We start from the raw sequence: 26320 nt of genomic DNA, 5'->3' as shown, positions 1-26320 counted from the left end.
ATCCGGCGCCCGTTGGGCCATCTGTAAATCTCTGAAGATAAGTTGCGTATAACTCGGCTTCAGCTTGGGATAAGTTTGGACAACTTTGCCAAAGAACGCTGCGCCGCGCAACATTTAGTGCGCCATCCAGCCGGCGACACTAGATGCAAGCGTCTAGGGGCGATTCTACGCCGAGTTACCCCCAGCTTATGCACAGGTGGATTATCAGCTTTTGTGGGTTTCCTGCCATCCACGCGGATCATTCAGGAAGGCTTCGACCCCATCAAGTGTCTCTGCATCAAAGGCTTTCTGCGCCTTCGCTTCGGCCAGAACATCCCACCAGGTGCACAGGTGATGCAGCTTCACGCCATGGTCGCCCAGGGTTTTCTCGGTCTCGGGGAAGATCCCATAGTAGAAGATTACTGCGGTATGGCCGCAGGTGGCACCCGTATCGCGGATCGCGTCGACGAATGACAGCTTGGAACCTCCATCGGTGGTCAGGTCTTCGACCAGCAAGACGCGCTCACCCTCGGACATTGCGCCCTCAATCCTGGCATTGCGGCCATAGCCTTTGGGCTTTTTGCGTACATAGGTCATCGGCAGGGCCATGCGCTCGGCCACCATGGCAGCAAACGGGATGCCTGCGGTTTCTCCACCCGCGATGTTGTCAAACGCCTCGAACCCCGCGTCCCGCATCACGGTAACGGTCAGGAAATCCATCAAGGTCGACCGGATACGCGGATATGAAATCAGCTTGCGGCAGTCGATATAGGTTGGGCTAGGCAGGCCCGAAGCGAGCGTGAACGGCTCACGCGAATTGAAGTGGACGGCTTTGATCTCCAGCAGCATCCGCGCGGTCAGGCGGGCGATTTCGGTGCTGTCGGGGTACGAGCTGGGGATCATGGTGCAAACCTCTGGGCTGAAAACACGTTGCGGGCTGATAGCGCGCCCCGCCACCCAGAGTCGAGAGGGCGGGCAAAAGAAAAGCGGACCCCGCAGATGCGAGGCCCGCCATGGCCCAAAAGGGCCCGAGCGCCAAGGTGGGCTTAGCTGCTCATGTCATAGGCCCGCTCACCGTGTACCGACAGGTCTAGGCCGTTTGTCTCGGTCTCGGCGTCTACGCGAAGCGGGGTGATCAGTGCAACCACCTTGATCAACACAAATGTGACAACTGCCGTAAAGGCACCCACGATAACCAATCCGCCCAACTGTGCGGTCCAAGCGCCAAGGCCGAACACGGCGATCATGATCGTGCCGAAAATGCCTCCGACACCATGCACGGCAAAGACATCCAGCGTGTCGTCGATTTTCAGCACGTTGCGGATGACATTGACGGCCTCTTGGCACAACACACCTGCGACAGCACCGATGATCAGCGCCTGCACCGGATCGACATAGCCCGAAGCCGGGGTGATTGACGCCAGACCCGCAATCGTGCCGGTCACCAGACCAACCATCGAGGCTTTGCCGTACTTGATCCGCTCGTACAGCGCCCATGTCAGCGAGGCGGTTGCGGCCGAGATATGTGTCACGGTCATCGCCATCGCGGCACCGCCGTCAGCGGCCAGTTGCGACCCGCCGTTGAAGCCGAACCAGCCGACCCACAGCATCGCGGCACCAATCATCACGAATCCGGGGTTGTGCGGCGGCGTCGTGCGGTTAAGGCGGGGACCAAGCACCACGGCAATGATCAACGCGGCCAGACCTGCGGTTTCATGCACCACAATTCCGCCTGCAAAGTCGCGCACGCCGACCTCACCCAGAATACCGCCATCGGTCAGCATGCCGCCGCCCCAGATCCAATGCACCACCGGCGCATAGCACAGCAGCATCCACAGGCCCGAGAAGGTCAGCACGAAGCCAAAACCAACGCGTTCCACATAGGCACCCACGATCAGCGCGGGCGTGATGATGGCAAATGTCATCTGGAACGCGAAGAAAAGAACTTCGGGCAGATTGCCTGAAAGGCTGTCTGCATCGACGCCGTACAGAAAGGCTTTGCCCAGACCGCCCCACAGGCCCGACCCGCCGTCGCCGAACGCAATCGAGTAGCCCGCGACCAGCCACAGAATGCTCATCAGGCAGGCGATCGAGAAACAGTGCATGAAAACGCTCAGCACGTTACGGGCACGCACAAGGCCGCCATAGAACAGGGCCAGGCCCGGAAGTGTCATGAAAAGGACCAGTGCGGTTGCAACTATGATCCAGGCGGTATCGGCTCCATTCATTGGCCGCTCTCCTCATCAGCATGTGTGGCGGGGCTTGAAGCGGAGGGAGAGCGTGGAAAAAAGAGGCAATGATCGAAAAACCCGCCTATTTTGGGGGCTTTTTGTGAAGTGATGGTTAAATGCGCATCAATTCTGGCAAAATGCCTTATTTTTGGGCGAGTGTGAAAAGCCCAGTTGAAAGCAAGTTCAACGCGTGATCGCGCGCGGCAACGCGAACCTTGTCACGGCCGAGCGTGCCGAATTCGATGGTTTCAACATGCGTTGGCATCCCGCTGGCAGCTAGTCCGAAGCACACGCGCCCTTCGGGTTTGAACTCGGACCCGCCGGGGCCTGCGATACCGGTAATGGACACGGCTAGTTGCGCCTCTGAATGCTTTAATGCGCCTTCGGCCATTTCGCGGGCGACCTGTTCCGAAACCGCGCCATGGGCGTCCAGTGTCCCGACCTGAACACCCAGCATCTGTTGCTTTGCGGTGTTGGTGTACGTGACGAAACCGCGGTCAACCACGGCCGAGCTGCCGGGAATGTCGGTCAGCGCCGCGGCCACCATGCCCCCTGTGCAGCTTTCGGCGGTGGCGATCATCACCCCTTGCACCTTGGCGCGGTCAAGCAGGTCAGTCACGTTCATAGCCCAAGAACTCCATGTGCAAGTCCGGCCAGCAGTATCACACCAATGGCGGCGAATACCCCGGCGATTACATCGTCCAGCATAACGCCCATCGCATCCCCCTTGCGGTCGGCCCAACCAACCGGACCGGGCTTGGTGATGTCGAACAGCCGGAATAGCAGGAAACCAGCAATCCAACCGGGCCAGAGTGCGGTAATGTCGATCCCATGCGCCCATGAGGGGTAGGAAACCGCCCAAAGCGCGATGAACTGGCCCGCGACCTCATCTATAACAATCTCGGACGGATCGTGATCCTCTTGCCCTGCAGTCATCACGCGAGTCGCCCAAAGACCACCCAAGAACGCTGCCAGCGTGGCGATCACCAGCAGGGGAAAGCCGCCCAGCGTATGCAGCAGCCATGCAAGGGGCAGGGCGACCAGCGATCCCCATGTGCCCGGCGCAGGGCGCAGATAGCCCACACCGCAGACCGTTCCGATCAGGCGCGCGGCGGTCATGACTTCACCAGACAGGCGGTGGCAAGCGAGGCGATCCCCTCGCTTCGGCCGGTAAAGCCCAGACGTTCAGATGTGGTCGCTTTGACCGAGACCTGATCGGTCCGTAGGCCCATGATCCGGGCCATTTCCGCGCGCATCGCGCTCGCATGGGGGCCGATCTTGGGGTATTGGCAGACAAGCGTGCAATCCACATTCGAAATTGCGTAACCCATCGTTTCGGCCAATTCGACCGCGTGACGCAGGAAAATCTCGCTGGCCGCGCCCTTCCATTGCGGGTCCGAGGGCGGGAAGTGCTGGCCAATATCACCCTGTGCCAGCGCGCCATAGATCGCATCAGTCACGGCGTGCATTCCCACATCTGCGTCTGAGTGGCCCTGTAGGCCGCGATCATGCGGAACTTTCACGCCGCACAGGATCACATGATCCCCGTCGCCAAACCGATGCACGTCGTACCCGTTGCCCAGTCTTACATCCATATTCGTTCCCAATATGCGTTCAGCCCGGGCAAAATCCTCGGGCCGTGTAATTTTCAAGTTGTCCGCATCACCTGGAACAATCGCCACGTCCAGACCCGCCGCGCGTGCGGCTTCGACATCGTCTGCTGCGCCTCCGGGATGGGCCGCGTGGGCTGAGACAATCGCACCATAGTGAAAGCCTTGTGGCGTTTGCGCAGCGAACAGGCTGGTTCGGTCCTGTGTTCCCGTAACGAAATGCCCATCTCCGGTCCATAAGGCATCCGTGACGGCAAGCCCCGGAGCGGCAGCAGGGGAATCGTTCAGGGCCGACAGAACACACTGAATAAGATCGGTGGTCACGCAAGGGCGCGCCACATCGTGAATCAGAACATGTTCGATTTCCAAATCGGCCAGCGCGTCCAGTCCGTTGCGCACAGACGCTGCCCTGTCCGACCCACCTGCGGCGAGGATCAGGTTCGTTCTTTCAAACTCGCTCCAGGCGGATTGATCGCCCTCGGACAGGACAACAACGATGTGGTCGACCTGACCCTGAAAGCGGTCAATCGTCCAGTCCGCGACGCGACGCCCTGCAAGTGGTCGCCACTGTTTTGGAATATCCCCTCCAACGCGCGTTCCGCGTCCTGCGGCGACGATGATAGCGGCGGTGGTCATGGGGCGGTCACTCCGGTGATTTGAGCGCAATGTTTAGGGTGCGGTGAATGCAGAGGCAATCACCCGCGTAACCGTGCCTAAAAAATAGGCACGTGATGATTTTCCGGGCTTTTGCCCCCCCGTTTTGTTGTTCATATACGCTCAATTCGATATCAAAGCCGCAACTGCCCAAGGATTAAGCACGTTGACCCCGCAACTCGCTGACAAACACCTAGACCCGCCAGTCATGCTGGCTCCGATGGCCGGAATCACCGACCGACCGTTTCGTGATCTGGTGATGCGCTTTGGCGCCGGGATGGTCGTCAGTGAGATGGTCGCCAGTCAGGAGATGGTTCAAGCTAAGCCCGGCGTGCGCGAACGGGCCGAGCTTTCGGTCGACGTCGAAAACACCGCCGTTCAACTAGCAGGGCGCGAGGCATATTGGATGGCCGAAGCTGCACGGCAGGTTGCAGATCGGGGTGCACGGGTGATTGACATTAACATGGGGTGCCCGGCCAAGAAGGTGACGAACGGCTATTCCGGATCGGCGTTGTTGAAGACACCGGATCACGCGCTGACGCTGATCGAGGCAGTCGTGAATGCCGTTGACGTGCCGGTCACGCTGAAGACGCGCCTTGGCTGGGACGATAACCTGTTGAATGCCCCTGACGTTGCGCGGCGTGCGCAGGACACGGGTATCCGTATGGTCACGATCCATGGCCGCACGCGGTGTCAGTTCTATAAGGGGCGCGCGGATTGGGCCGCAATTCGGGCTGTGAAAGAGGCTGTTTCGATCCCTGTCATTGCCAATGGCGATATCGTGGACGCAAGCGCGGCGCGGACTGCACTGGAAAAGTCGGGCGCAGATGGGGTCATGATCGGGCGGGGTGCCCAGGGTAAGCCGTGGTTGCTGGCGCAGATTTGCCACGACTTGTATGGCGCCCAAGCTCCGGTCGTTCCCACAGGTGATGATCTGGTTGAAATGGTGCAGGGGCACTATCAGTCAATGCTCGAATTCTATGGTGCAGACCTGGGGCTGCGGGTCGCACGAAAACACCTTGGCTGGTACATGGATGAGGCAGGTACCCCCCCGAGTTTGCGTCGCGCTGTGCTGACGTCCCGCGACACGGCTGAGGTTCTGCGTCTGCTGGGCGATGCGCTTATAGGCGATGCGGAGGCTGCGGCATGACTTCGGATCAGAGCATTTGGGCCTCATTGCCGGTTCCAGCCTTCATTATTGACGCCGAGGACCGGATCACCGATGTAAATTCGGCGGGTGAAGGGTTTTTGAATGCGTCCCGCAAGTCCGTAATCGGCAACCCAGTCTGGGACCAGATCGCTGTCGATGCCCCCCTGGAAGAGGCGTTTCTGCGCGCCCGTCAGCAAAGCACCCCGTTGTTCGTGAACGACGTTGACGTAGGGTCCGGCAGTCGCGCGCCGCTGCAATGCGCGTTGCAGATTGCACCTTTGGTTGGGCATACGGGGTCGATGATCATGATCATCTCGCCGCGCGAATTGGCAGGGCGGATGACACGCGGCAATACGGTCAAATCTGCGGCGCAGTCCGCCATCGGCATGGCCGAAATGCTGGCGCACGAGATCAAGAATCCGTTGGCCGGAATAACTGGGGCAGCGCAGTTATTGAGCATGAATATCTCGCAGCAAGACCTTGAATTAACGGATCTTATCGTCGCTGAAAGCCGCCGGATCGTAAAGCTGTTGGAGCAGGTGGAGCAGTTCGGCAACCTCTCGCAGCCCGATTTCAAGCCGGTCAATATTCACGATGTTCTGGACCGTGCAAGGCGCTCGGCGCTGCTGGGGTTTGGTGCCCATATGACGATCATCGAAGATTACGACCCCTCGTTGCCGTTGGCCTATGGAGACCCGGATCAGTTTCTGCAAGTTGTACTGAACTTGTTGAAGAACGCGTCGGAAGCAGCTGACCCTAAAGGGGGAACAATCCGGCTTCGCACGTATTTCGAACATTCCTTCCGACTGCGGCGCAGCGATGGATCGGGGCATTCGCTGCCCCTGCAGATCGAAATCATGGATGACGGGCCGGGTCTGCCGGATAAGATTCGCAGCGATATTTTTGACCCGTTCGTGTCGGGCAAGGAAAACGGCACCGGCCTTGGGCTGGCGCTGGTGAGCAAGATCATCTCGGACCATGACGGCTGGATTTCCGCCGACTCGGTGCCGGGTCGCACGGTGTTCCGCATCTCGCTGAGGCGGGCGCCAAAAGACGCAACGTAGAACACAGCCGGCAAGAGCTGAAGATAAGGAGAGCACCCGATGGATGGAACAGTATTGGTCGCAGATGACGATCGCACAATCCGCACGGTCCTGACACAGGCCCTGACGCGGGCAGGGTGCAAGGTACATGCGACATCCTCGCTGACCACGCTGATGCGCTGGGTCGGTGAAGGTAAGGGTGACGTCGTGATCTCGGACGTTGTCATGCCGGACGGGAACGGGTTGGAGATGTTGCCCAAGATCGCCCAAGATCGGCCCGGTCTGCCGGTGATCGTCATTTCCGCGCAAAACACGATCATGACGGCGATTCAGGCGGCAGAGGCGGACGCATATGACTATTTGCCCAAACCGTTCGACCTTCCAGACCTGATGAAGCGCACCGCGCGGGCGTTGGAGCAGAAACAGCGGGTTCAAACCGAGGTCACGGAACCGTCGGATGATCGCCCTGAAGAACTGCCGCTGGTCGGTAGGACACCGGTCATGCAGGCGCTTTATCGTCTGGTTGCGCGGGTGATGAATACCGATCTTTCAGTGATGATTTCGGGTGAAAGCGGAACAGGTAAGTCTCTGATAGCACGTGCTATTCATGATTTCTCTGATCGCCGGACGTTGCCGTTTGTCACAGCCACGGCTGCGGACTTGCGTGATCTGGAAGGTCCGGCCCGCGTGATGGCCCGTGTGCGTGGCGGCACGCTGCTGATTGATGAGATCGCGGATATCGAAGATGAATTGCAGGCCCGGATTGTGCGGATGATGGACACACCGGGCGATCATGTCCCCCGATTCATGGCCACCAGCCAGTCGGACCTGACTGAAGCGATGGAAAGCGGTCGTGTTCGGCAGGACCTGTATTACCGGCTGTGTGGCGCAACAATCCATGTTCCGGCCCTGCGCGAACGGGTGGATGACATCACGCTTTTGGCCGATCATTTTCTGGCGCGAGAGGAGCGCGAGCATGGCGCAAAACGCTGGCTCAGCCCCGAGGCGGTGGAACTGGTACGCCGGTATTCGTGGCCCGGCAACGTGCGGCAGCTTGAAAATGCGATCCGCCGTCTAAGCCTGACCAGCCGCGCCGACGAGATTTCGAAGGCCGAGGTCGAGATGGTCTTGGGCAGTCAACCCGAAGCCGAACCGGTTCTGGGGGATGGTGAGCGCGAAAAACTGTCCGCCTCTGTCGCGCGTCATTTGCGTCGTTACTTTGATCTGCACGGCAATTTATTGCCACCTCCGGGCCTGTATCAACGCATCCTGCGCGAGGTTGAGGCCCCTTTGATCGAGCTGGCATTGGACGCAACCGGCGGAAATCAGGCGAAATGTGCCGATCTGCTGGGCATAAACCGGAATACGCTCCGGAAAAAGATTACTGATCTCGATATTCAGGTGACACGGCGACGCAAACTGATGTAATATAGCCACACAAAGCGTGGCATCCGGGCCTATGTCCGGCAACGACCACGAAATATGGCGGTAAGCCGCGCAAGCGGCACATCAGGATGAGGGCAGACGGTGGCAACCCGGGCACAGAGCGGGCTGATCCTATCGATCAATCGGTGGAGAAAGTCACGAAAGCTGCGCAATTTTAGCACCTTGGGTCTGGTATTGCTGGGCCCCGTCCTTGCGTTGGCCACATACCTCGTCATTGGTCCATTCGATCTGGGAACGACGGCGCCAACGCTGCGCCTGATCTTGCTGGCTGACCTGGTATATGTTCTGGTCGTTGCGGCACTGGTCCTAAGCCAACTTGGAAGCCTGATCGCCGCGCGAAGGGCTAAATCCGCGGGTTCTCGTCTTCATTTGCGTCTGATCGGCGCTTTCACGCTGTTGGCGCTGGTGCCAACAGTCACCGTCGCGATTTTCGCAGGGCTGACGGTGAATATCGGGCTTGAAGGTTGGTTCTCGGACCGCGTCCGCGAAGTTGTAGGCTCGTCCTTGACCGCTGCTGAGGCTTATGAACAGGAGCACCGCGAAGGACTTACCCAAGACGCCACCGTTCTGGCGCGGTTCTTGGATACGGCTCGAGCGCGGGATTACTACATTTCGGACGCCGAATTGCGCACCGTTCTGGCGCAGGGTCAGTCGCAGATTCAGCGAGGCTTGCGCGAGGCTTACGTCATCGACGGCAGTGGCGAGATCAAATCCCGGGGCGATCGTTCGTACCTGTTCAACTACGAAGCCCCTACGCCTGAGCAGATGATCGAAGCGACGGACACCGGATTGCTGATAATTGCCGATTGGCAAAACAGCGAGTTTCGGGCCTTGGTACCCCTTCAGGCCTATTTGGATCGCTATCTTTACGTCAGTCGTGAGGTAGACGGGCAACTGCTTACCTTGTTGGATGACACCAAAGAAACAGTCCAGTTCTATCAACAGCTTGAAAACGAACGGGGCAGGGTACTGTTCGAGTTTGGCCTGCTTTATCTGGGCTTTGCGGTGATCCTGATTTTGGCGGCTGTGTCTTTGGGCATGTGGTTTGCCGAGCGACTGTCACGCCCTGTCGGACGATTGACCACGGCGGCGCAGCGGGTTGGGGCGGGTGACCTGAGTGTGCAGGTGATCGAAGAGGCCAGCGACGACGAAATCGCCATGCTGGGCCGTTATTTCAACCAGATGACTCGGCAACTGAAAGGCCAACGCGACACTCTGCTTGAAAATACGCGCCAGATTGAGCGGCGTCGGCGGCTGTTCGACTCGGTCCTCAGCTCTGTAACGTCCGGCGTTGTGGGTGTGGATTCCGATGGTTGCGTGACATTCGTGAACCGGTCGGCGGAACGCCTTTTGGACTGGTCCAGTAAGGAAGAACATCTGGCCATCGGTATTGCCGTGCCGGAGTTCCTTCCTTTGTTTGAAAGCCTCAAGGACAGCGGTCAGGAAGCCGTTCAGGGCGAGGTCAAAGTGACCCGAAAGGGCAGGTTGGAGAACCTTCTGGTGCGCATGGCAATCCGGCGGGGCGAGGATGGTGGTCTGGAAGGTTACGTTGTGGCCTTTGATGACGTAACCGATCTGGTCAGCGCGCAGCGCATGGCGGCTTGGGGTGATGTGGCCCGCCGCATTGCGCATGAGATCAAGAACCCGCTGACCCCAATTCAACTGAGTGCCGAGCGGATCAAACGAAAATTCTCTCGCAAGCTGGATGAGGAAGATTGCAACAGCCTCGAATCCATGACGGACGTGATTGTGCGGCAGACCAATGATCTAAGGCGGATCGTGGACGAGTTTTCGAAGTTTGCGCGTATGCCCGAACCTGACCGACACGAGGAAAACGTCGTCGATCTGGTACGCGAGGCGGTGTTGCTGCAACAATCCGGTCAGCCCGACGTTCAGATTGATGCAACGCTTCCGAACCACCCAGTCGTGGCGGATCTGGACGCGACGATGCTGAATCAGGCTTTGACCAATCTTATCAAGAATGCCGGAGAAGCGATTGAAACCTTGAAGAAAAAAGGTGCTCCGGAAAATCTCAAACCACAGATAAAAGTGGATGTAACCTGTGATGATGCAGGGACAATCATCTCCATTGCTGACAACGGAATAGGGTTGCCCGAAGATCGGGCGCGGCTGTTTGAGCCATACGTAACCACACGTGACGAGGGAACCGGTCTGGGACTGCCTATCGTCAAGAAGATTATCGAAGAACATGGCGGTGCGCTGACGTTGGAAGATGCACCGGTATTTGACGGACAGGACCATTTTGGCGCGATGGCCGTTATCCGTTTGCCGGGGGGCAAATTTACCCAGACGGCTGCGCCACAAAAGCAGGCAAATCATATAAACAAACTGAAAGCAGGCCAAAGATGAGTGACATTCTGATCGTAGATGACGAACGCGATATTCGCGAGCTGGTGTCCGACATTCTGGAGGACGAAGGCTATTCAACCCGGCTGGCTGGCAACTCGGACGAGTGCATGGCGGCAATCAATTCGGAACCGCCGGGGCTTTTGATTTTGGACATTTGGCTAAAGGACAGCCGCATGGACGGAATCGACATCCTCAAGGCTGTGAAACGTGACAATCCCGATGTGCCAGTGGTGATCATCTCGGGGCACGGGAATATTGAAATTGCCGTGGCTGCAATCAAACAGGGGGCTTATGACTTTATCGAAAAGCCCTTTAACATTGATCAGTTGATGGTGGTGATCCGGCGCGCAATGGAAACCTCGCGCCTGCGCCGCGAGAATGCATCGCTCAAGCGTAAAGAGGTCACGAATTCGGACATGATCGGCAAATCCGCCGCCTTCCGATCGATGCAAAGTCAGTTGGACAAAGTCACCAAATCTAATGGCCGTGTAATGTTGAGCGGCCCTGCCGGGTCCGGCAAGGAAATCGCGGCGCGTTATATTCACGCCCATTCCAACCGGGCGAATGCGCCCTTCGTGACTGTAAACTGCGCGGGTATCGAACCTGAGCGGGTCGAAGAGGTTCTGTTCGGACGAGAGTCGTCGGAGCGCGGTGTTGAATCCGGGCTTCTGGAAGAAGCGCATGGGGGCGTGGTCTACTTTGACGAGGTTGCGGATATGCCGCTTGGCACGCAATCCAAGATATTGCGCGTATTGGTTGATCAGCAGTTTCAGCGCGTCGGCGGATCTGACAAGGTGCGGGTGGATTTGCGGGTGATCTCTTCGACGAACAAGGATCTTGACGCAGAGATCGCGGCAGAACGGTTCCGGGAAGAGTTGTATCACCGTTTGAACGTCGTGCCGATTGATGTGCCTTCGCTTGAAGACCGGCGCGAGGACATCCCGGTTCTGGCGCAGCATTTCATCGAAATGTGCAATGAATCCCAAGGTCTACCCATGCGTGAGATATCTGAGGAAGCCGTCGCTCTGCTGCAGACGATGACCTGGCCGGGCAATGTACGCCAGTTGAAGAACCTGATCGAACGGGTGTTGATCCTGGGTGACGGCACGGGCCCAATCGAGGCCAAGGAGCTGCCCGCCGAGGATGAGAAAGCGGACGATTCCGGCCGTGTCGTACTGTCAGGTGCATTGGCCACGTTGCCTCTGCGTGAGGCGCGCGAGGCGTTCGAACGTGAATATCTGCTGACGCAGATCAACCGGTTCGGTGGCAATATCAGTCGCACCGCCAGCTTCGTCGGGATGGAGCGCAGCGCGCTGCACCGCAAGCTGAAATCGCTGGGTGTTGTGACGTCGAACAAGTCGGGTGCACGTGTCGCGCAATTGGATGAACCGGAGCCGGCAGAATAAGCTGCCGGTGACTTTAGCCCGGTACCCCGGGGGTTATGATCTGAAACGCGCCGTCGTTAAATTTGACGAAACACGACTCGGTGCTCAGCGGCGGGAGTTGTGTCGTTCGCTGCGCAGGAACCCGTGACTTCACATTTTGCCTGCACGGCGGCAAGCTGACGGGTCGATATCCCTTTTTGGCCATGCACTGCGCTTCGACATTGTTGCGCAGGCCTTGGTTCACATCCACGGTGTAGACTTGCCCCGGCTGCCACCATCCAGCCGATCGGTAGCATCTTCCGTTCCCGTGACAATAGGTTCGACCGGGCCAATATGTTGGCGGGGATTGCCGCACTTGAGTGGCGACCGGCACGTTGTTGACCGCCTGCACCCGACACTCGGTCGTGTCCGTTTGCATGCGCGATACGCTTTCACCCTCACGGTAATACATGGAAAGTGGGCCGCATGAGGTGAGCGTCAGAACAGGAATAAGCAATCGAAGCACTGTTTTCATAGGGTTATCTTGCCTTGAAAGGACAGGTATGACAATTCAATTGACCGCTATAAGGGCATCTGTCATTCAAAGATTTCAGGCAAGAGGGCCAAAAACATGAAGGTCATCATATGCGGTGCTGGTCAGGTTGGCTGGCAGATTGCACGGCACCTGTCGGGCGAATTGAATGATGTAACGGTTGTGGACAATAACCCGGACCTCGTGCGGCGGGCGACGGAAACACTGGACGTTCAGGGCATCGCCGGGTTCGCCAGCTACCCCGACGTGTTGGAACGCGCAGGTGCGCGCGACGCCGAGATGATCATTGCCGCCACCCATTCGGACGAAGTGAATATGGTCACCTGCCAAATGGCGCATTCGGTATTCTCGATTCAGCGGAAAATCGCGCGACTGCGGTCAAAATCTTATCTTGAGGCGATCCACTCGGATCTTTATCGCCGGGATCACCTTCCCATCGACGTGGTGATCAGCCCAGAGCGAGAGGTCGCAGCCGCCGCCATGCGCCGCCTTTCGGCGCCTTCAGCCTTTGATACCGAAATGTTCATGGACGGCCAGGCGCAGCTTTTGGGGATTCGCATCGACGAGGATTGCCCAATTGTGAACACCCCTTTGCGGCAATTGACCGATCTATTCTCTACGCTCAGCTCTGTTGTCGTCGGGGTGCGGCGCGAAGGCACCCTTTTTGCTCCCGAATCCGAGGACCAACTTTTCGTCGACGACGAATGCTATGTCTTTGCCACTGTCAAAGACGTGGACCGCACGATGGAAGTGTTCGGAAAGGCGCAAAAGAAACAGGATCGCGTCGTCATCGTCGGCGGCGGGAATGTCGGGCTCGAAGTTGCCCGCACGCTGGAAGAACGCGAAAGCCGCGTACGTGCCAAAATCATCGAACGGGACCGCAATTGCGCCGAACTCGCGGCCGAGGCGCTGGAGCGTACGATTGTTCTGAATGGCGACGGATTGGATGCCGCTTTGCTGCGCGAGGCCGGGATTGAACGTGCAGACGCGATGCTTGCGGTCACCGACGACGACCGTGCCAACATGCTGGCTGCCGTGCGCGCCAAGGCCGAAGGCTGTGCACTGGCGATTGCGCTGATCAATGACCCCAGCATGGTCGCTTTGATGGGACCTTTGGGAATTGATGCCTATATCAACCCACGCGCGACCACGGTCAGCTCGATCCTGCGTCACATTCGCCATGGACGTGTTCGGCAGGTTTATTCCATCGGCGATGCCGAGGCCGAAGTGATCGAGGCTGAGGTTCTGTCCACCTCACCTATGGCGGGGCAGCGGTTGCGCGATATCGACTTTCCCGAAGGTGTCCTTGTTGGCGCGGTTCGCAAAGGGGAAGAATTGTTTCGGCCAACCGGCAGCTTGCGGATCGAGGAAAAAGACGTGGTCGCCATCTTTGCCATGGCCAAGGACGTGCCCGAGGTCGAACGGTTGCTACAGGTCTCGATTGATTTCTTCTGATGGAGCGGGCGCAGGCACTCAGGATCGGGCTGGTGCGGCGATTGCCGTTGTTCCTGCTCATCTGGGGCATCGCTGCTTTGTCGATGTGGGTCCCCGCGATCTATGCGCTCGCGCTGGATGACCACGACACGTCCCGGTCTTTCTTCTATTCGGGGTTGTTGGGGTTGTTTGTCGTTGCAACCGTTGCGCTTGCATCATCCAACCGGGTTCCACGGCGCGGCACATTGGGGCAGTTGGCTGTGTTGCTGGCCTGTTTTACAATCCTGCCGATCTTTCTGGCGATCCCGCTGCATGATGCTTTGGGGAACACCACGTTCCTGAATGCGTATTTCGACATGGTCAGCGCATTGACGACGACCGGAGCGGACATTTTTCCCGACCCTGACCGATTGACCGCGCCGCTACATCTATGGCGGGCGCAAGTGGGATGGATGGGTGGCTTGCTGATGTGGATTTCTGCCGCGGCTATCTTGGCGCCCTTGTCATTGGGTGGATTCGAGGTGACGGCACGAGGGCAACCGGGACGTCCGGTCTCGGGCGTGGCTCAGAGTGAAAAGGTCGATCCGCGTGGTCGGTTGATACGTGTCGCGCGTACTCTGACGCCCGTCTACGCCGGTCTGACGGCAGTGATCTGGTTGCTTCTGCTGATCGCGGGTGAGCAGGGTTTGACCGCGATCTGCCATGCCATGTCTACCATGGCAACGTCCGGTATTTCGCCTGTGGGGGGGCTTGAGGGCGCGCAGGCGGGAATTACCGGCGAGGCGATTTTGTTTCTGTTTCTCTTCTTCGCGCTTTCCCGTCTGACGTTTTCGACCGATACAGCCATGACAGGGTATTCTCGGCTAGACAAAGACCCGGAATTCCGGATCGGGCTGATGATTGTCCTTTCGGTCGCGATACTGCTGTTCATTCGTGTGTGGGCGGGTGTGAATGAAATTGGCAACACGATGGAGCCGCTGCAGGCGTTGAACGTTATCTGGGGCATGACATTCACGGCCTTGTCCTTTCTCACGACTGCAGGATTCGAAAGTGCCAACTGGAACGACGCGCAGCAATTGTCCGGATTGGGAACACCCGGCCTGATCCTGATGGGGTTGGCCTTGATTGGCGGGGGCGTTGCGACAACGGCAGGTGGCGTCAAACTGTTGCGCGTGTTTGCCCTGTACCTCAACGGTGCGCGCGAAATTGATCGACTGATCTATCCGTCCTCGGTAAGTGGGGTGGGTGGCGGCAACAGACGCATCCAAAGCGATGGTGCCTTCATCGCTTGGATCTTTTTGATGATGTTTGCGCTGACCGCTGCGGCCTTCAACTTGCTGCTGGCCGCGACCGGGGCTGGGTTTGAACAGGCGATGGTTTTGACGGTTGCCGCGCTTAGTACGACCGGACCGTTGATCGAACTGGCTACGGATGTTCCGCTGCGGCTGGTGGATTTGTCGGAAGGCGCCAAGCTGACAATGTGCGCCGCAATGGTCATTGGCCGGCTTGAAACACTGGCGATTGTAGCGCTGATAACGCCAACACTTTGGCGGGGCTAAGAATCCACACCCGCAGAATGTCTTATTTTTCATCTGGAAACTCGGTTAACGACACTCCATACTCCGCCGGAGGGAGCGCGTTGGTCCGCAGCGCGTAGCAAGAACAATGGCGAGATTATAAAAATATGGCTTCGGACAGACAGAATCTGCAGGACGCGTTCCTGAATAATGTACGGAAAGCAAAGGTCCCGGTCACAATTTTCCTGATCAACGGTGTGAAATTGCAGGGTGTGATTACCTGGTTCGATAACTTCTGCGTGTTGTTGCGCCGCGACGGACAGTCGCAGTTGGTCTACAAGCACGCGATTTCGACCATCATGCCGTCGCAGCCGATCAGCCTGTATGAGGGCGAAGACGCCTCTTGATGGAACACGATAGGACGCGCACCCGCGCTTGGGTGCTGCATCCGGAAATCAAGTCAGATGAACAGCGCCGTGTTCCTGAACCGGCGCTGGAAGAGGCGGTGGCACTGGCTGCCGCTTTGCCCGACCTTGACGTGGTCGGCTCGGAAATCGTGCGCCTGCAACGCGCCCAGCCCGGGTTGCTGTTCGGCAGCGGCAAGATTGAAGAACTGGCAGAACGGCTGCACGATAACAAAATCGAACTGGTTCTGATTGACGGGCCGGTTACCCCTGTTCAGCAGCGCAACCTTGAAAAAGCCTGGAAGGTCAAAATCCTTGATCGGACGGGGCTGATCCTTGAGATTTTCAGCGATCGTGCGCGGACCCGCGAGGGTGTTCTGCAAGTCGAAATGGCTGCGCTCAGCTATCAGCGGACGCGCCTTGTTCGGGCGTGGACCCACCTTGAACGGCAGCGGGGCGGGCTGGGATTTGTCGGCGGTCCGGGTGAAACACAGATCGAAGCCGACCGGCGCGCCATTGACGAACAGCTTGTTCGTTTGCGTCGCCAATTGCAGAAGGTGGTCAAAACCCGCACCCTTCACCGTGCAGCGCGCGCTAAGGTGCCATATCCCATCGTTGCGCTAGTGGGCTACACGAACGCAGGCAAGTCGACACTGTTCAACCGGCTGACTGGGGCAGAGGTGATGGCCAAGGACATGTTGTTCGCCACGTTGGACCCGACCATGCGCCGGGTTGAACTGCCTGACGGCCCCGAGGTGATCCTGTCGGACACAGTTGGGTTCATCTCGAACCTGCCGACCGAGCTGGTCGCGGCATTCCGCGCCACGCTGGAAGAGGTTCTGGGCGCCGATATCATTGTTCATGTGCGCGATATCAGCCATGACGAAACCGACGAACAGGCGCGGGATGTCGAAACGATCCTGAGCTCGCTTGGGGTTGATGATGAACGTCCGCGGCTTGAGGTTTGGAACAAGATCGACCTATTGAGCGACGAGGATCGCGAAGCCGCCATAGCGCGTTCGGATCGCGATCCTGCGATCTTTGCGATTTCCGCAGTGACGGGTGAGGGGATAGAGCCGCTATTGGCCGATATCGCGGTCAAACTGCAGGGCGTACGGCACGAAAGCACGTTGACCCTTGGATATGCCGAAGGCGACAAGCGCGCGTGGCTGTTCCGTCAGGACGTCGTCCGATCCGAAAGGCAGACAGAGGACGGGTTCCAGATCACGGTTCTCTGGACCGACAAGCAGGCCGCTCAGTTTTCGGCGCTTTGAGTTGACGGGGGGCACAGTGTCCGAAAGCAAGGTCTTTTTGACTGGTCATATCGACGTACCGATAGATCGTCTTGAGCAAGTACGCGCCGCATTGCCCAAGCATATTGCGCTGACACGGGCGGAACCGGGGTGCTTGTCCTTCGAAGTCACCGAAGACGCGGAAACCCCGGGTCGGTTTAATGTCAACGAGGTGTTTCGGGATCAAACGTCGTTTGATGCGCATCAGGAACGCACGCAAAACTCGGACTGGTTCGGGATCACGCAGGGCATCCCTCGTTCGTACCAGATTACCAAGGGGTAGGCTGGGTCAGACCCCGTCGATCTGCCGCTGATAGTCTTCTGCGTCGTACCACCACATCGAAGACTGAACCTTGTTGTCAGCCGTCATGTCCCATTCTTCCCAACCCCGGGTGATGACGTGATTGCGGGTTTCGGCGTGGTGCCCTTCCAGTGTCCAGACAAAGATTGCGTGGGTTCCGGCCCATCTCAGCATATCGCATCGAACTTCTAGGTCGACAAACTCGTCAAAGAACCCGCGCGCCATATCCGCGATTGCCGAGCGTCCGACAAATGGATCACCACGATTGACTGTGATTGTTCCGTCCGGTGCAAAGAAACCGGCGACCGCTTCGGGGTCGCCCGAGCTCCACGCGATCGCGTAATCCCGTGCGAGGTTGTTCAACATATCCCGAATACTGGCCATGAATACCCCCCGGTTCCAATCAATGACCACTGGGATCGTAAGCCAAAACAAGGGGCTGCGTCCACGCAACCGTGAAAAAGGGGCAAGGTCTTGCCGAACAGACGAAATCAGCGCGGGATCAAATTCGTCACACCAACGGCCGCTGCACGGGCCAGATCAAGATCGAGCGACATCGGAATATACTCCCCACGCCGCCAAAGTTGCGCCTGATCGTCATAGTAGCGCGACAGGAAATGGCCCGATTGACCAGTGGCTGTGATGAAGACCGAACTGTCAGGGTCCGCGAAATCATAAACGCCCCGATAGCCCGCGCCGTGCACGTTCTGAAACGGGTCCGGCCCTTCGCCCGACGTGCGCCCACGCAGCAATGTATTGTCGCCGCCGCTGGTGGATTGGCGGATATTGACGAAGAACCGCAGAACCGGGACCGAGCCCAGAACCGGGTGATCGTGGGTCGCCTGATGAGCATCGCCCCAGCGCAGGGATTCCAGCGACCCGCCATATTTCTCGGAAATCCAGATCAGCGCGTCGTCCAGCGCCAGCCGCGCCATGTCGGTGCAGGTTTCCGTGGGCGCACTTTGACGTACGTCACACCATACTGCCGCGCCGTCGATATCGCGGTAAACACGTTCTATGAACAGCGGCTCAACATGTTTGTATTTGGCAGCCAACGGGCCAAGCTCGTCCGAGATCAGGCGGATTTGCAGCGCACGCAGCCAAGCGGCATAGATCAGAGGTTCGGGCAGATGTTCGTTCATCTCGCCATTCCACTCGGCCAGCAATCCCAGCGCGATCTGGCGCTGACGCTCGGGCGTGCCTTCTGGGGCCGATGCTCCGGTGAACCACAGGTCCGCGCCAATCAAGGGCAGCAGCGAGCGGGCGGTAAAGCTGACGGTGTCCAGTTGCGCCTCGATAAAGCTGTCACGCGTGTGAACCTCGCGCGATTGCATTAGGCGTTCCCAGCGGTGAATGCGCTGCGTGTCACCCCATTCAAATGAAACATGCTCGGGGAAGGGGCGGTCTATGACCTTGTTGTTTGTGTTGCCCAGTATGCCACCGGCAGGGGCCACAAATTCGGGGTTGTCCGCATAGGGCAGGCGGCCCTGCCAGCGGTTCTCGGTCAGCCATCCGGGGGTGGGGATACGTCCACGGCTTTGATTGCGCAGGTCGCGCTTGGGCATAGCCCCGATCAGCTTCATGCCGATCGTGTCCTTATCCACCAGCGACAGGTTCTGAGATGGGGAGATGACCAGTTCGGCTGCGTCAATCGCCTGCGGCACAGTATCAGAATTCATCAAGGCCATCGACGCGGTCATTGACGTGTCTTGCGCACTTAGGGCCGTCCAGGACAGCGATGCAACGTGGCCCTGCGGTGTTATGGTTCCCAGATCGTAGTGGCTGCCGGGCAGAACGGGTCCATTCTCCGTCCATCGGAGGGTCAGTGTGATGGGCGCCTCATCCTTGATCTCGATGATTGACGGGCGGGTTCGGAATGACTTGTACCCGTCCGGGGTCAGGTATTCTTCGGGATTGTCGGGGTTGAGCTGTTCAATATGAACGTCCTGATCATCCAGATAAGATGAGGTCAGCCCCCATCCCAGCCGATCGCTGCGCCCCGCCATGACCGAAGGAATGCCCGGAATCGTTGCGCCGATGACGCCACCTTTTTCAAGTTCCAGCCGGGCCAGATACCAAACTCCGGGTGCAGTGAAACCCAGATGCGGGTCGTTCGCCAGCAGCGTCCCACCAATGGCCGATCGTGATGGTGCTGCAGTCCAGGCGTTTGATGCCCCGGCTAATCCACGTTTCGGGAATGGCGAAAGCGGACTGTCTGGCATCGGCGATCCGTCTACATATCGGGGCAAACCCGGGAACAAGGCGGCATATTCGGGCAGGGCCGCAATTCCGGCACCCGGTACATCGGGCAGGATATCGGCCAGCCGCGCCGAGTTGTTCAGCATGAGCGACGTGCGCGCCCTCAGCACTTCGTCTTCAAGATGGCCGGACAACTGAAGGCTCATCAATTTGATCACAGCGAGGCTGTCACCGGGTTGCCAAGGGGAAACAGGCGCATTGAACAGGAACATTTCGGGCGCGCCACGCCCAAGCGCCATCTCGTTGATTTCGTCCAGCCGCGCGTTGACACCGGCCGCGTAAGCGCGCAGCGCAGCCTTGGTATAGTCGTCCTGCACATCGACCGAGCGATGGGCGAGGCCGTAAAGGTCAAGCCGACGCAGCAACTTGTCGATTGAAACCGTGCGCGCGCCGAACACTTCGGACAAGCGCCCTTGGGCGGTGCGTCGCAGGACGGTCATTTGCCACAGACGGTCCTGCGCATGTGCGTACCCAAGCCCGAAGAAGACATCCGGGTCAGTCTCGCCCAGAATATGCGGCACATTGGCGGTATCGCGCACGATTTCCACCGGCGCTGTCAGCCCGCGTACCTCGACGGTTTGATCGTATTCGGGCAGGGATTGGCTGGCCAGAAAGTAGACCAGTATGACGGCGGCCAGACTAAGAAGAACGAGGCCCGTGGCGAGGCGCACCAGCCAACGAAATACTAATCCCATCTGAGGCCCATTTTCTTATCTATCTCCGTTTGGCGTCAGATTAGTAGAAGCCCATCCCAACCGAAAGAGGAACGCCGGAAGATTGTGTATCTTTGCGCAACGTCGCAAAGAAAAACCCCTGCCACAGAGATACGTCCATGGCAGGGCTTAAGCACTGAGGGGGTTAGTGCTGTGTTACGGGATGATCCGAGTGTATTTCGTGCCATCGACGGTTGCGCCGATCTGCAGACCCGCCTGACCGAAAACGGCGGCCAGTACCGGGGAGCGCAACGTTGTTGTGTTGGTCGAAAGAGAGTCGCCCTGATCGCTGACCACGTAGCCGATATCCGCGCCAGCCGTCCATCCGCTGGAACGACGGAAGTCATTCAGCGCGTCCTGTGTCATGAAGAACAGGACGTGGGCGTATTGCTGTGCCCCGACCTGCAATCCAGCGGTGCCTTTTACGGCAGAATAGTAGTCCACGGTTGCGCCATTGATCCGCAATGCGCCACGGCCATAACCGCCGCCAAAAACGAACCCGGCTTCGGTTATCAAGGGCATGACCAGCATGCCGTTGGCTTTTTCTGCGATTTCCACCGTGTTCGGATAGCGTGAATACATTTCGGTCAGCGTGGCATCGACGCGCGCGTCGATCGTTGCCGCGTTCGAGTTGCCGACACCGTTGCCGCAAGCTGCGGTTAGGGTCAGCCCGGCCATGCCAAAGGCAAAGCCACGACGACTTAGTCGAATGGGATTGGAACTGCTCATGTTTTTTCTCTGTATGACTGCCTGAGTTGTCGGGTGTTCCCGATCTTATGGGCGAGGATACGCCTATTGAGTCCACGTGTCACGGGAAAGCTGCATCACCCCCGATCACAATAGGCGAATTATCGCGACAGTTTGAGGTCTTAGCCCTGAAGGTGCCGGGCGACCTCTGGGGCAAAGTAGGTCAGGATGCCGTCACATCCCGCGCGCTTGAACGCGAGAAGGCTTTCCAGCATGACCTTTTCCCCATCGATCCAGCCGTTCTGCGCAGCGGCCTGAATCATCGCGTATTCACCGGACACCTGATAGGCATAAGTGGGGGCGCCGAACGTGTCTTTGACGCGTCGGCAGATGTCCAGATAGGGCATGCCCGGCTTGATCATGACCATGTCGGCTCCTTCCGTCAGATCACGTTCGATCAGGCGCATGGCCTCGTTCGAATTGGCCGGGTCCATCTGGTAGGTCTTCTTGTCACCCGTCAGCGCACCAGACGCGCCAACTGCATCTCGGAACGGACCATAGAAGGCGCTGGCGTATTTGGCGGCGTAGCTCAGAATCATCACATTCTGGTGGCCTGCGGATTCCAGCGCGCGGCGCATTTCCCCGATCCGGCCGTCCATCATGTCAGATGGCCCGATGATGTCAGCACCCGCGTCGGCCTGGGCTAGCGTCATCTTCACCAGCGCCTCGACCGTCTGATCGTTCACAATCTCGCCATCGACGACATATCCGTCATGACCGTTGATGTTGTAGGGGTCCAATGCCACATCCGTCATCACTGCAATATCCGGAGCTGCGGACTTGATGGCGCGAATGGCGCGGTTCGACAGGTTGTCGGGATTCCACGCCTCGACACAGTCTTCGGTTTTCAGACTGGGGTCAGTGTAAGGAAAGATGCAGATCGCAGGTATTCCAAGTGCTTGTGCTTCGACTGCGGCCTTTGCAATCAGATCGACGGACCGCCGTACAACACCAGGCATAGAAGGAACCGGTTCTTCAATCCCTTCGCCGTCGCGCACAAATACCGGCCAGATCAGGTCATCTGTGGTCAGTGTGTTTTCGCGCACAAGACCCCGAATGGCCTGAGATTGCCGCGCTCTACGGAAACGAGCCAATGGAAAAGTGGCGATGGTCGGTTTCATGTCGCGCTCTCCTTGAATATTCCCGCATTGGGTGGCATGAATTCCGCGTAGTCTCAAGGGTAACGATGGACGCGCCTATGCGAAGAGGGTCCCTAAGGACAGTGAACAAAGGGCTGACGCGTGGACTTATACTCTTCGATTTTTGAACTCATCGACATGCGCAGCTTTTCCAACCTTTGGTATTGGATCGGTTTGGCCGTTCTATGGTCGTCGGCCAGCCACTGGGCCATGGGGGTTCCTTATGACCTGGTCGTTCGCGCACGCCGCATCGGTGGGCAGGCTGAAGAAGACCTGTTGGACGTCGTCAGGATCAACAAGAACCGGCTTTTATACATCGTGGATGTGTCCGGGCTGGTCATTTTGGCGTTAAGTTGCTTTTTCTTTACCGGGCTGGCGATACTTGGGTTTTTCTACGGAGTTGAGTTCGCTCAGGCGGTCTTTCTGCTTTTGTTTCCGCTTTGTGTGGTGATGCTGATCAACATTTCCGCTGCGCGCAAGTTACAACGGACCGAACCGGGCATGGATGTCGTGTCAAAAATTCTCACGCGATGCAGAATCTATACGCAGATCGTTGGAATAATTTCGATCTTGATCACATCGCTTTGGGGTATGTATCAGAACTTTTCCATCGGCGTTCTGGGATAGAGAATTCGGAAAGGCAAGGCGATGACGGCTCCGAACCATGTGACGGTTGGCGGCGCCCCCGAAGGGTTTGACGCACAGCTTGTTCTGAACGAAATGACCCGGAGCGGCGGTCCGGTCTGTCATGTCGCGCGTGATGACAAGCGGATGGAAGCGATGCGCGCGGCGCTGGCTTTCTTCGCGCCGGACGTTCCCGTCTTTGTGTTTCCCGGCTGGGATTGCCTGCCATACGATCGGGTGTCGCCGAATGCGGATATTGCGGCGGCGCGGGTGGCGACATTGGCAGCTCTGGTCCATCAGATGCCAGAACGTTTCGTTTTGCTGACAACCCTGAACGCGGCAACACAGCGCGTTCCAGCGCGGGACGTGCTAAGACAAGCTGCCTTTACCGCACGCGTGAATCATCGTGTCGATGAACAGGCCCTGCGCGCGTTTCTGGTCCGCATGGGATTTGCCCAAAGTCCCACCGTGATGGAGCCCGGAGATTATGCGGTTCGCGGTGGCATCATAGACATTTTCCCGCCCGGTGAGTCCGGTCCCGTGCGGCTGGACCTGTTCGGCGATGTTCTGGACGGTGCGCGCCGGTTTGATCCTGTTTCACAACGAACGACCGAAAAGCTTGAGGTCGTGGAATTGGCCCCGGTGTCCGAGGTTATTCTGGACGAGGCCGCCATTACTCGGTTTCGCCAAAACTACCGCATCGAATTTGGCGCGGCGGGGACCGATGATCCTTTGTACGAGGCCGTCAGTGCGGGGCGCAAACATCAAGGTGTCGAACATTGGCTTCCGTTCTTTCACGAAAGGCTGGAGACACTTTTCGATTACCTGCCGGGGGCGACGATCTCGCTGGATGATCAGGTGACGCCCGCGCGTCTTGCGCGGTGGGATACGATTGCCGATCAGTATGAAACCCGGCGCTTGGCTTTGGAAAACCGATCGCGCATGGATACGGTGTATAAGCCGACGCCACCCGGATTGTTGTATCTGGACGATGCTTCTTGGGAACAGGCGATTGGCGACCGGCGGGTTCTGCAGTTCGGCCCCCTGCCACAAGCCAGCGGACCGGGCGTGATCGACGCAGGCGGACGGATCGGTCGAAACTTTGCACCCGAACGGCAGCAGGAAAGCATCAGCCTATTTGGTGCCCTAGCTGCGCATATCACCGACAAAATGGCCAAAGGCCCGGTGCTGATCGCGTCTTATTCCGAAGGCGCGCGCGAACGTCTGACCGGGTTGATCGAGGATGAAGGGCTGGCCGAGGCGATCCCCGTCACCGATGGCACCCGCGTCGGCAAACGCGGCCTGCATCTGGCCGTCTGGGCGCTGGAGCATGGGTTCGAGACCCCCGACCTGACGGTGATTGCCGAACAGGACGTGCTGGGTGATCGCCTGATCCGTCAACCCAAGAAACGCCGCAAGGCCGAGAACTTCCTGACTGAGACCCAATCCCTGACGCCCGGCGATCTTGTGGTGCATGTGGATCACGGCATCGGTCGTTATATGGGGATGGAGGTCGTCACTGCCGCCGGTGCCGCTCATGAATGCCTGCTGCTGGAATATGCCGAGCAATCAAAACTGTACCTGCCGGTCGAAAATATAGAGTTGCTGTCCAAATACGGCCATGACGAAGGTCTGCTGGACCGTCTGGGCGGCGGCGCGTGGCAGGCGAAAAAGGCCAAGCTAAAAGAGCGTATCCGCGAAATGGCGGACAAGTTGATCCGCATCGCAGCCGAACGGGCCTTGCGCAAAGCCCCCATCATGGACCCTCCGCCCCATGCGTGGGAGGAATTCAGCGCCCGTTTCCCTTATCAGGAAACCGACGATCAGTTGCGCGCGATTTCTGAGGTGATGGAGGATATGCATTCGGGCGCGCCGATGGATCGCCTGATCTGCGGCGATGTGGGCTTTGGTAAGACCGAGGTTGCCATGCGTGCGGCCTTTGTCGCCGCCATGTCGGGCGTGCAGGTGGCGGTGATCGCGCCAACCACACTGCTGGCCCGCCAACACGCGGCCAGCTTCAAAGAACGCTTCCGGGGCTTCCCGCTTGAGGTGCGGCAGTTGTCGCGGTTTGTCTCCGCAAAAGACGCTCAGCAAACACGCGACGGGCTGGCGCGCGGCACGGTCGATATCGTGATCGGCACCCACGCGCTGTTGGCCAAGGGCATCCGGTTCAACAATCTGGGCCTGCTGATCATCGACGAGGAACAGCATTTCGGCGTCGGCCACAAAGAACGCCTGAAACAGCTGCGCAGCGACATCCACGTCCTGACCCTGACCGCCACGCCGATCCCGCGTACCCTGCAACTTTCGCTGACCGGCGTGCGCGACCTGTCGATCATCGGCACGCCACCCATCGACCGTCTGGCGATCCGCACCTATGTCAGCGAATTCGACGCGGTCACGATCCGCGAGGCCCTGCTGCGTGAACATTATCGCGGTGGCCAGAGCTTTTACGTGGTCCCGCGTATTTCGGACCTGCCCGAGATCGAAGAGTTCCTGAAGGAGCAATTGCCAGAGCTGACCTATGTGGTCGCCCATGGACAGATGGCGGCAGGCGAGCTGGATGACCGAATGAACGCCTTTTACGACGGCAAATACGACGTTCTGCTGGCCACCACGATTGTCGAAAGTGGTCTGGATATCCCAACCGCGAACACGATGGTTGTGCACCGGGCGGATATGTTCGGCCTCGCGCAGCTCTATCAAATCCGTGGTCGGGTGGGGCGCTCAAAAACCCGCGCTTATGCCTATCTAACCACAAAACCGCGCCAGAAGCTGACTGCCACGGCCGAGAAACGTCTGCGCGTTCTGGGCTCGTTGGATACACTGGGGGCGGGGTTCACGCTGGCTAGCCAAGACTTGGACATTCGTGGCGCGGGTAACCTACTGGGCGAAGAACAATCGGGGCAAATGCGCGATGTGGGCTATGAACTCTACCAGTCGATGCTGGAAGAGGCGATTGCCAAGATCAAAGCCGGTGAGATGGAGGGGCTGTCAGACAGCGATGACCAATGGGCCCCGCAGATAAATCTAGGCGTACCCGTTCTGATCCCCGAGGACTACGTGCCTGATCTGGATGTTCGTCTGGGCCTCTATCGTCGCCTGTCATCGCTGTCGACAAAGGTTGAACTGGAAGGATTCGCGGCGGAACTGATTGACCGATTTGGAAAATTGCCGAAAGAGGTGAACACATTGATGCTGGTCGTGCGCATCAAAGCCATGTGCAAACGCGCGGGTATTGCCAAGCTGGACGGAGGGCCAAAGGGCGCGACGATCCAGTTCCACAATGACAAATTCGCGTCACCTCAGGGATTGGTCGAATTCATCCAGAACCAGCGCGGGTTGGCTAAGGTCAAAGACAACAAGATCGTCGTGCGGCGTGACTGGAAGAAGGACAGCGATAAGATCAAAGGTGCCTTCTCTATTGCGCGGGACCTGGCCGAAAAGGTTATGGCCGAGAAAAAGGCCAAAACCTAAATCACATTGCTCG

21 protein-coding genes are annotated in these 26320 nt (G+C 58.4%); 12 read left to right on the top strand and 9 right to left on the bottom strand.

From position 1 onward, the window contains the following. Window positions 1–204: 204 nt before the first annotated feature. The 5 genes from GOX73_RS05295 to GOX73_RS05275 form a co-directional block, all read right to left on the bottom strand. The gene (locus GOX73_RS05295; RefSeq protein ID WP_171121609.1) at window positions 205–882 is read right to left on the bottom strand and encodes an orotate phosphoribosyltransferase; all 678 of its coding nucleotides are present in this window, start codon (window positions 880–882) and stop codon (window positions 205–207) included. A 143-nt stretch (window positions 883–1025) separates the two neighbouring features. Then, on the bottom strand, window positions 1026–2207 hold the full coding sequence (locus GOX73_RS05290) for an ammonium transporter (RefSeq protein ID WP_171124784.1): 1182 nt from the start codon (window positions 2205–2207) through the stop codon (window positions 1026–1028). Between the two features lie 145 nt (window positions 2208–2352). Next, window positions 2353–2835: a CinA family protein gene (locus GOX73_RS05285; RefSeq protein WP_171124786.1), complete on the bottom strand. Its 483-nt coding sequence runs from the start codon at window positions 2833–2835 to the stop codon at window positions 2353–2355. Beyond that, on the bottom strand, window positions 2832–3329 hold the full coding sequence (locus GOX73_RS05280; RefSeq protein ID WP_171124788.1) for a phosphatidylglycerophosphatase A: 498 nt from the start codon (window positions 3327–3329) through the stop codon (window positions 2832–2834). The genes GOX73_RS05285 and GOX73_RS05280 overlap by 4 nt, the downstream gene beginning before the upstream one ends. Then, window positions 3326–4456 carry a bifunctional 2-C-methyl-D-erythritol 4-phosphate cytidylyltransferase/2-C-methyl-D-erythritol 2,4-cyclodiphosphate synthase gene (locus GOX73_RS05275; RefSeq protein ID WP_171124791.1) on the bottom strand — a complete coding sequence of 377 codons (1131 nt, stop codon included), beginning with the start codon at window positions 4454–4456 and terminating at the stop codon, window positions 3326–3328. The genes GOX73_RS05280 and GOX73_RS05275 overlap by 4 nt, the downstream gene beginning before the upstream one ends. Before the next feature lie 184 nt (window positions 4457–4640). Here GOX73_RS05275 and dusB point away from each other — a divergent pair, with 184 nt between their 5' ends. From dusB to GOX73_RS05225, 10 genes are all read left to right on the top strand, one after another. Beyond that, on the top strand, window positions 4641–5624 hold the full coding sequence (gene dusB, locus GOX73_RS05270) for a tRNA dihydrouridine synthase DusB (protein WP_256367681.1): 984 nt from the start codon (window positions 4641–4643) through the stop codon (window positions 5622–5624). Next, window positions 5621–6688, top strand: a complete 1068-nt coding sequence (locus GOX73_RS05265; protein ID WP_171121604.1) for a nitrogen regulation protein NR(II) — start codon at window positions 5621–5623, stop codon at window positions 6686–6688. Before dusB ends, GOX73_RS05265 begins: the two co-directional genes overlap by 4 nt. A 39-nt stretch (window positions 6689–6727) precedes the next feature. Then, the gene (locus GOX73_RS05260; RefSeq protein ID WP_171121603.1) at window positions 6728–8095 is read left to right on the top strand and encodes a response regulator; all 1368 of its coding nucleotides are present in this window, start codon (window positions 6728–6730) and stop codon (window positions 8093–8095) included. A gap of 99 nt (window positions 8096–8194) precedes the next feature. Beyond that, window positions 8195–10483 carry a PAS domain-containing sensor histidine kinase gene (locus GOX73_RS05255; RefSeq protein ID WP_171124795.1) on the top strand — a complete coding sequence of 763 codons (2289 nt, stop codon included), beginning with the start codon at window positions 8195–8197 and terminating at the stop codon, window positions 10481–10483. Beyond that, window positions 10480–11889 carry a sigma-54 dependent transcriptional regulator gene (locus GOX73_RS05250; protein WP_171124797.1) on the top strand — a complete coding sequence of 470 codons (1410 nt, stop codon included), beginning with the start codon at window positions 10480–10482 and terminating at the stop codon, window positions 11887–11889. Before GOX73_RS05255 ends, GOX73_RS05250 begins: the two co-directional genes overlap by 4 nt. Before the next feature lie 589 nt (window positions 11890–12478). Further along, on the top strand, window positions 12479–13855 hold the full coding sequence (gene trkA / locus GOX73_RS05245; RefSeq protein ID WP_171124799.1) for a Trk system potassium transporter TrkA: 1377 nt from the start codon (window positions 12479–12481) through the stop codon (window positions 13853–13855). Further along, window positions 13855–15393, top strand: coding sequence for a TrkH family potassium uptake protein (locus GOX73_RS05240; RefSeq protein WP_171124801.1), 1539 nt, complete (start codon window positions 13855–13857; stop codon window positions 15391–15393). The genes trkA and GOX73_RS05240 overlap by 1 nt, the downstream gene beginning before the upstream one ends. A gap of 125 nt (window positions 15394–15518) precedes the next feature. Continuing rightward, entirely contained in the window at window positions 15519–15758 is a 240-nt protein-coding gene (gene hfq / locus GOX73_RS05235) for an RNA chaperone Hfq (RefSeq protein ID WP_010440340.1), read from the top strand. Continuing rightward, complete coding sequence (gene hflX, locus GOX73_RS05230) at window positions 15758–17029, top strand: GTPase HflX (protein WP_171134807.1); 1272 nt, start codon at window positions 15758–15760, stop codon at window positions 17027–17029. Before hfq ends, hflX begins: the two co-directional genes overlap by 1 nt. A 16-nt stretch (window positions 17030–17045) precedes the next feature. Continuing rightward, a complete protein-coding gene (locus GOX73_RS05225) occupies window positions 17046–17330 on the top strand; it encodes a putative quinol monooxygenase (RefSeq protein WP_171121597.1) in 285 nt (94 codons plus the stop codon). Window positions 17331–17336: 6 nt separating this feature from the next. Here the strand turns inward: GOX73_RS05225 and GOX73_RS05220 are convergent, their stop codons facing one another. The 4 genes from GOX73_RS05220 to hemB all read right to left on the bottom strand — a co-directional run bounded on the left by GOX73_RS05220 (window position 17337) and on the right by hemB (window position 22188). Beyond that, the gene (locus GOX73_RS05220; protein ID WP_171124806.1) at window positions 17337–17732 is read right to left on the bottom strand and encodes a nuclear transport factor 2 family protein; all 396 of its coding nucleotides are present in this window, start codon (window positions 17730–17732) and stop codon (window positions 17337–17339) included. Between the two features lie 107 nt (window positions 17733–17839). Further along, a complete protein-coding gene (locus GOX73_RS05215) occupies window positions 17840–20302 on the bottom strand; it encodes a penicillin acylase family protein (RefSeq protein WP_171124808.1) in 2463 nt (820 codons plus the stop codon). 174 nt (window positions 20303–20476) lie between these two features. Beyond that, window positions 20477–21049: a YSC84-related protein gene (locus tag GOX73_RS05210; protein ID WP_171121594.1), complete on the bottom strand. Its 573-nt coding sequence runs from the start codon at window positions 21047–21049 to the stop codon at window positions 20477–20479. A 140-nt stretch (window positions 21050–21189) separates the two neighbouring features. Further along, complete coding sequence (gene hemB / locus GOX73_RS05205) at window positions 21190–22188, bottom strand: porphobilinogen synthase (RefSeq protein WP_171124810.1); 999 nt, start codon at window positions 22186–22188, stop codon at window positions 21190–21192. A 120-nt stretch (window positions 22189–22308) separates the two neighbouring features. Between hemB and GOX73_RS05200 the strand changes: the two genes are divergently transcribed. Further along, window positions 22309–22833 carry a component of SufBCD complex gene (locus GOX73_RS05200; protein WP_171121592.1) on the top strand — a complete coding sequence of 175 codons (525 nt, stop codon included), beginning with the start codon at window positions 22309–22311 and terminating at the stop codon, window positions 22831–22833. 21 nt (window positions 22834–22854) lie between these two features. After that, window positions 22855–26307: a transcription-repair coupling factor gene (gene mfd / locus GOX73_RS05195; protein ID WP_171124812.1), complete on the top strand. Its 3453-nt coding sequence runs from the start codon at window positions 22855–22857 to the stop codon at window positions 26305–26307. The last annotated feature ends 13 nt before the right edge of the window (window positions 26308–26320 follow it).

The sequence above is a fragment of the Ruegeria sp. HKCCD7221 genome (genome assembly GCF_013031225.1).
Lineage (GTDB): Bacteria > Pseudomonadota > Alphaproteobacteria > Rhodobacterales > Rhodobacteraceae > Ruegeria.
This window is presented reverse-complemented; position numbering and strand designations above follow the sequence as displayed.

What these genes read in the sequence shown, in the direction of transcription:
- GOX73_RS05295 (WP_171121609.1), bottom strand. Translation starts at nt 882, where the DNA reads ATGATCCCCAGCTCGTACCCCGACAGCACCGAAATCGCCCGCCTGACC.
- GOX73_RS05290 (WP_171124784.1), bottom strand. Translation starts at nt 2,207, where the DNA reads ATGAATGGAGCCGATACCGCCTGGATCATAGTTGCAACCGCACTGGTC.
- GOX73_RS05285 (WP_171124786.1), bottom strand. Translation starts at nt 2,835, where the DNA reads ATGAACGTGACTGACCTGCTTGACCGCGCCAAGGTGCAAGGGGTGATG.
- GOX73_RS05280 (WP_171124788.1), bottom strand. Translation starts at nt 3,329, where the DNA reads ATGACCGCCGCGCGCCTGATCGGAACGGTCTGCGGTGTGGGCTATCTG.
- GOX73_RS05275 (WP_171124791.1), bottom strand. Translation starts at nt 4,456, where the DNA reads ATGACCACCGCCGCTATCATCGTCGCCGCAGGACGCGGAACGCGCGTT.
- GOX73_RS05265 (WP_171121604.1), top strand. Translation starts at nt 5,621, where the DNA reads ATGACTTCGGATCAGAGCATTTGGGCCTCATTGCCGGTTCCAGCCTTC.
- GOX73_RS05260 (WP_171121603.1), top strand. Translation starts at nt 6,728, where the DNA reads ATGGATGGAACAGTATTGGTCGCAGATGACGATCGCACAATCCGCACG.
- GOX73_RS05250 (WP_171124797.1), top strand. Translation starts at nt 10,480, where the DNA reads ATGAGTGACATTCTGATCGTAGATGACGAACGCGATATTCGCGAGCTG.
- trkA (WP_171124799.1), top strand. Translation starts at nt 12,479, where the DNA reads ATGAAGGTCATCATATGCGGTGCTGGTCAGGTTGGCTGGCAGATTGCA.
- GOX73_RS05240 (WP_171124801.1), top strand. Translation starts at nt 13,855, where the DNA reads ATGGAGCGGGCGCAGGCACTCAGGATCGGGCTGGTGCGGCGATTGCCG.
- hfq (WP_010440340.1), top strand. Translation starts at nt 15,519, where the DNA reads ATGGCTTCGGACAGACAGAATCTGCAGGACGCGTTCCTGAATAATGTA.
- hflX (WP_171134807.1), top strand. Translation starts at nt 15,758, where the DNA reads ATGGAACACGATAGGACGCGCACCCGCGCTTGGGTGCTGCATCCGGAA.
- GOX73_RS05220 (WP_171124806.1), bottom strand. Translation starts at nt 17,732, where the DNA reads ATGGCCAGTATTCGGGATATGTTGAACAACCTCGCACGGGATTACGCG.
- GOX73_RS05215 (WP_171124808.1), bottom strand. Translation starts at nt 20,302, where the DNA reads ATGGGATTAGTATTTCGTTGGCTGGTGCGCCTCGCCACGGGCCTCGTT.
- GOX73_RS05210 (WP_171121594.1), bottom strand. Translation starts at nt 21,049, where the DNA reads ATGAGCAGTTCCAATCCCATTCGACTAAGTCGTCGTGGCTTTGCCTTT.
- hemB (WP_171124810.1), bottom strand. Translation starts at nt 22,188, where the DNA reads ATGAAACCGACCATCGCCACTTTTCCATTGGCTCGTTTCCGTAGAGCG.
- mfd (WP_171124812.1), top strand. Translation starts at nt 22,855, where the DNA reads ATGACGGCTCCGAACCATGTGACGGTTGGCGGCGCCCCCGAAGGGTTT.